The organism is Planktosalinus sp. (assembly GCF_059864935.1).
The window spans coordinates 1-5,658 of record NZ_JCBCCK010000257.1 but is presented as its reverse complement, the minus strand read 5'-3'; the positions used below and the strand labels follow the sequence as shown (position 1 = coordinate 5,658).

The 5,658-nt window shown below is 38.5% G+C and carries 6 protein-coding genes; 3 read left to right on the top strand and 3 right to left on the bottom strand.

Annotation, left to right across the window (positions count from 1 at the left end):
- Positions 1–141 precede the first annotated feature (141 nt).
- From AC6F75_RS08760 to AC6F75_RS08750, 3 genes are all read right to left on the bottom strand, one after another.
- Complete coding sequence (locus tag AC6F75_RS08760; RefSeq protein WP_500714628.1) at positions 142–369, bottom strand: adenylosuccinate synthetase; 228 nt, start codon at positions 367–369, stop codon at positions 142–144.
- 78 nt (positions 370–447) lie between these two features.
- Positions 448–1,323: a pirin family protein gene (locus AC6F75_RS08755; protein WP_500714627.1), complete on the bottom strand. Its 876-nt coding sequence runs from the start codon at positions 1,321–1,323 to the stop codon at positions 448–450.
- A 34-nt stretch (positions 1,324–1,357) separates the two neighbouring features.
- A complete protein-coding gene (locus tag AC6F75_RS08750; RefSeq protein WP_500714626.1) occupies positions 1,358–1,777 on the bottom strand; it encodes a CBS domain-containing protein in 420 nt (139 codons plus the stop codon).
- A gap of 189 nt (positions 1,778–1,966) precedes the next feature.
- Between AC6F75_RS08750 and AC6F75_RS08745 the strand changes: the two genes are divergently transcribed.
- The 3 genes from AC6F75_RS08745 to AC6F75_RS08735 all read left to right on the top strand — a co-directional run bounded on the left by AC6F75_RS08745 (position 1,967) and on the right by AC6F75_RS08735 (position 5,546).
- A complete protein-coding gene (locus AC6F75_RS08745) occupies positions 1,967–2,395 on the top strand; it encodes an FKBP-type peptidyl-prolyl cis-trans isomerase (protein ID WP_500714625.1) in 429 nt (142 codons plus the stop codon).
- Positions 2,396–2,713: 318 nt separating this feature from the next.
- Positions 2,714–2,908, top strand: coding sequence for a hypothetical protein (locus tag AC6F75_RS08740; protein ID WP_500714624.1), 195 nt, complete (start codon positions 2,714–2,716; stop codon positions 2,906–2,908).
- A 355-nt stretch (positions 2,909–3,263) separates the two neighbouring features.
- Positions 3,264–5,546: a transglycosylase domain-containing protein gene (locus AC6F75_RS08735; RefSeq protein ID WP_500714623.1), complete on the top strand. Its 2,283-nt coding sequence runs from the start codon at positions 3,264–3,266 to the stop codon at positions 5,544–5,546.
- Positions 5,547–5,658: the final 112 nt, after the last annotated feature.

Below are 5,658 nucleotides of genomic sequence, written 5' to 3'. Positions count from 1 at the left end.
ACAGACGCACACGCATTGTTCTTATACCTGATTTAGATAAGTTTTTTGCATTGCTTGATTCTGAGGCTACTATGGCCGGGAATTAAGTGATTTTTAATTTAGGGCGAAGCGAAAAAGGGTAATCAAAATGATTGCCCTTTTTTATGAATTGTTCTCTTTCTCTTCTGTTTCTTTATCTTTTTTTACCTGACGCCGCCACTGAAAATATAAAAAGACCATCACTAGCGGCAAGACAATAAATACAATAATGTCAAACCAACTGTTCAGGTTTATGGGTATGTTGTTCTGGGGGCTAGGCACATGGGTGGGCTGTTGAGCCATTAAAGCAGTTGTAAATAAAAGCGTGGCTATATAAAAGAATCTGTGCATAGTTGAGGGTTTAATTTGTGAATGAATATACGAGATTTTTTATGGTTTTAAAAATTTCAGCGGTTATTTAGTAGAAATTTAATATTCGGGCATAACCACATACGTGTCATCGCCGGGCACTTTAGGAAATTGTTTGTTACGCCATTTTTCTTTGGCCATTTCCAGTTTTTCTCTATCTGAAGAAACAAAATTCCAGTAGATCAATCGTTCTTCATCAAAAGGCTTTCCGCCAAACAGTAAAATATGGGTATTGGGTTTCAAACTCACTTTGCAAGTGTCCTCTGCTTTTGATACCAGCATATTCCCTTTTTCAATTGATTTGCCACAAGCTTCAATTTCACCTTCAACGATACAAATGCCAATCTCACCGTTCAACTGACCGGAAGTGTTTAGTTCAAACCCGTTTTTTGAAATTATTTCAATCATAAACAATTCCGACTTTACCGGTACGGGCGATTTTTTTCCATAACCTTCTCCTGCAATGATTTTGAAAGTTGTCCCTTCTTTTTCCCATTTTGGAAGTGAATTGGCTTCAAAGTGATGGAATTCAGGTTCACAATCTTCTAAATATTTCGGTAACGCCACCCAAATTTGATAGCCGTGTGCTATAAAAGTATTTCCGTTTCTTAATGCATTTGGAGTTCTTTCTGTGTGTGTCACCCCTTTTCCAGCTACCATCCAATTCACTGCCCCCGGGGTGATCAATTTATTGGAACCTATGCTATCCTTGTGAACAATTTCGCCTTCAAGCATAAACGTGAGAGTGGAAAGTCCACTGTGTGGGTGCTGGCCCACGTCCATATAATTTTCGGGTCCCAGAGTCGTGGGCCCCATATGGTCGATAAAAACAAATGGCCCGACCATCCTTTTTTTGCGAAAAGGTAACAGCCGACCTACTAGAAAGTCACCTATATCCCTGCTTCTTTCTTCGATAACCAAACCAATGTTTGACATAAAAATGCTTTAAGTAAAGTTATGGAATATCAATTTAATGATATTGTTCCAATAAGTATTTAATCAAGTCAGTAGTGGTAACAATCCCTACCAGATTGCCGTCTTTAACTACCGGAAGTGCATGAAACTCTCTGGATGCAAGAATTTTTGCAGTTTCACGGATTGTGGTATCTTCTGTAACAGTAATAATGTGTTTTGTCATTACCTGGCTTATGTCAAACATATCATAAACCACGCTGTCTATTTCTTCGTCTTCATATACAGCGTCTGCAAACGAGATTCTAAGCAAGTCTGAGTGACTCAGCATTCCGATTATTTTGGTTCCTGTAACCACCGGAATATGCCTAATGTTGTGCTTTTTAAACAGTGCCTCTGCCTTGGTGAGCTCGTCACCAAGGTTTAGTTTGACTACATTTTTAGTCATAATCGTTGAAACAGGAACATTTTTTTTCATAGTGATTGCATATTAAAACAAAACATAAAAATAAAGATACTAACAGGAATCAAAAATGACAATAATCAGGTTATAACTTCTTGTTAAACTTTTATTAAGTGTGCCAATCAAAACTTGAAAGTTTTTGTGTTTTGACTTAAAACCCTTAGTTTCGCAAGAACACATTTTTAAAAACATAAAACAAAGCAAATGAGTCAAGTAAAATTAAATGACACCGTAAGAGTACATTACACAGGAAAATTGGATGACGGACAAATTTTTGACAGTTCATTACAACGTGAACCCCTTGAATTCACATTAGGTCAAGGGCAATTAATCCCGGGTTTTGAACAGGGTGTCCTTGATATGAAAGTGAATGAAAAGAAAACCATTCAAATTCCTCATACCGAAGCTTATGGTGAAGTTAAAGAGGAACTGTTCCACGAAGTGGAAAAAGACAAATTGCCGGAGGAGTTGAAACTGGAAGAAGGAATGGGCCTGATTTCAAAAGCTCCTGACGGTACAGAAAGACAGTTGGTTCTTCATGAAATTAAAGAAAACACCATCGTTGTTGATGCCAACCACCCCCTTGCCGGAAAAGACTTAACTTTTGAACTTGAATTGGTTGAGATCAAGTAGGTTTATTGTTCAAAGTTTATAGTTCAAAGTTATATTGACTTTATCTAAACTTAAAAAACATTCTTAACAATTTATATAGAAAGAGGTACACAAAGGTCTTAAAAAATCTTTGTGTGCCTTTTTGGTTTAAATACTTTATGTAGAAGCCAATATTTAGCCAAATAAACTGTGAGTTTGTATTTTGTTATCTTTTTTGTTGTTACTTGTTAACTCACTCGGTGTCTTTTAAAATTAAAATCACAACTGACTTTCTTTTTTATGAAAGCGCTGATTATGAGGACCGATTATCCATATATAACTTTAACTAATAACCTTTTTATGAATCTTAAAAGAATCTTTGGCGCATTACTAACTGTACTGGGTATTGGCGCATTAATTTATGCTGCAATATTGTTTGTCAACTCTGGTAATTCTAACGAAAATATCAAAACCCTCATCATTTACGGAGGTCTCGGGCTGCTTTTCTTTATCGCAGGCATCAGTTTGGTACGCACTACAAAAGACGAGGCCTAAAGCTGTTTAGATATTAGATGTGAGACATTAGACATTAGACGATAGACTTCAACCTTCTCAATTCAAGTGAAAGGTGAGGGTCTCGTTGTCATATCCTTCGCCTTATCTTATGTTTTATTTTAACCGCAAGGGTGCAAAAGGACACAAAAAAAATCATCAAAAACTTTGTGTTTCCTTAGTGCCCCTGCTTGCCGGCCAGGCAGGTTAGAGTCCTTGTGGCAATACAAAGCCCAAGACTCTTTAATCGCAATTTTTACCATGAAAAGCAAAAACCTTCACACCCACGTTAAATATTATTTAAATGGCAATAGCCTTTTTTAAACTTCGTTCTATATTGGACTTCAAAAACTAGCCCTTGAAATTTTTCAAATCAAAGCTGATAAAAAGGTTACTTTATTTTTTAACAGCAGTTGTTGCCTTGCTGTTTCTTTTTTACCTGAGTGTTTTATTGGGGTTGTGGGGACCATTGCCTACCAAAAAACAACTTTCGGAAATCAGGCAAAGCGAAGCTTCTGAAATCATTTCTTCAGACGGGAGATTGCTGGGTAAATACTACCGTTTTGACAGGCAGTCAGTTCCTTATGAGGCATTTCCTAATCACCTGATACACGCTTTGGTGGCTACTGAAGACTCAAGGTTTTATGAACATAACGGCATTGATCGCCAAAGTTTGCTACGGGTGTTTTTTAAAACCATTTTATTGCAGGATGCCTCAGCCGGTGGTGGAAGTACCATTTCACAACAGTTGGCCAAAAACCTTTACGGAAGACAGGATGTCAACAAAATTGGGATTGTGATTACTAAATTCAGAGAGTCTATAATCGCCCGACGCATGGAAAAGATTTACTCCAAAGAGGAAATACTTACTTTATATCTCAATACGGTTCCCTTTAGCGACAATACTTTTGGGATTGAAAGCGCTTCTCAAAAGTTCTTCAACACCACCACAACTGATTTAAGCATTGAACAAGCAGCCACACTCGTTGGCACATTAAAAGCTTCGCAATACTTCAACCCCAGATTGCATCCGGAGCGCAGCTTTGGCCGAAGAAATGTAGTGATTGACCAAATGGTGAGATACAAATACCTTCATCCCGATATCGCTGAAGATGCTAAACAAACCCTTCTTCAACTAAATTATCAATACTATAATCATGACCGCGGGTTGGCCACTCATTTCAGGGAAGAATTGCGAAAAAAAGTCACCAAAATACTGGACACCCTGAGAAACGAACAAGGAAAACCCTACAACCTATACAACGATGGCTTAAAAATCTACACCACCATCGATTATCAAATGCAATTGTATGCTGAAGAAGCCATGAAACTTCATATGAACAAATTGCAACAGGCTTTTGAAAATTCATGGGGCAATCAGGCACCGTGGAAAACCAACAAACGTTTGGTTGAAAATGAAATGAAGAAACTGCCGGTTTACAAACAAATGCTACAAGATGGTTATAAAGTTAATGAAATTATGGATTCATTGAGTGTCATCCGTGAAATGGAGCTTTTTGGTTTTGATTCCATCCAAAAAGTGAACGCAAGCGTGATTGACAGCCTGACCCATTATATGAAACTGCTCAACACCGGAATGGTAGCAATAAACCCGCAATCCGGGGCCATAAAAACCTGGATTGGAGGGATTGATTACAGCGCCAATCAGTTTGACCATGTGTCACAAAGCAAGCGTCAGGTGGGTTCAACATTTAAACCCATTGTCTATACCGCTGCGCTTGAAAACGGATTTGAAGCCTGCTCTCACTTTTCCATGGAAGAAGTTACTTATCCGGGTGATTATACCCCAACCAATTCCTCAGAACCTGAAGATGATGACCCTTACTTGAATTATTCCATGAAATATGCACTCAGTAAATCTATAAATACCATTGCAGTAAAAGTGCATATGGAAACCGGTATTGAAAATGTAATCGAGCAAGCCAAAAAAATGGGCATTACCTCTACCCTTCCGGCAGTTCCATCGCTGGCATTGGGAACGGCTGAGCTTTCGGTATTGGAATTGGTACAAGCCTTTACTCCCTACACCAACAAAGGTTATGTGAGTTCGCCTTATTTTATTACCCGAATCGAAACCAAAGATGGAAAAGTAATTGCCGAGTTTTCGCCTGAAATAACAAAAGAGCCTGCCTTTAGCGATGACACCCGTTTTTTAATGGTTGACATGATGCAAGCAACGGTCAACAGCGGTACTGCATCGAGAATCAGGTCCACCTATCGCCTGAACAACGACATCGCAGGAAAAACCGGAACCACCCAAGACAACCGTGATGCCTGGTTTGTTGCCGTTACGCCAAAATTGACAACCGTGGTTTGGGTGGGGAATGATTTGAATATCCCTTTTAGGAGCACCACACTGGGACAGGGTGCCAATGCCGCACTTCCTATGTTTGCCCAGTTTTATGGTAGTTTGAATAGAGATTCAAAATACAATGAAATTACACGGGCTAAATTTGAAAAAATCCCGGCACATCTCATTGAACAAACCCAATGTGAAGAAACCCAAAGGGATGGGTTTTTCAAAAGACTATTCACAAACCCCGATAAGCCTAACGAATATAAAGAAGAAAAAAAGCGTAAAGGGATTTTTTCAATTTTTAGAAGGAAGAATCGGGACTGATTTTTTATCGCAACGCTGATAGTAATTTTATTCTTTTAAATCTCTGCGTACACTGCGTCTTTGCGGTGAAAATGTAAGTTTAAAAAAAATATTGTATACTCACCGCAGAGGC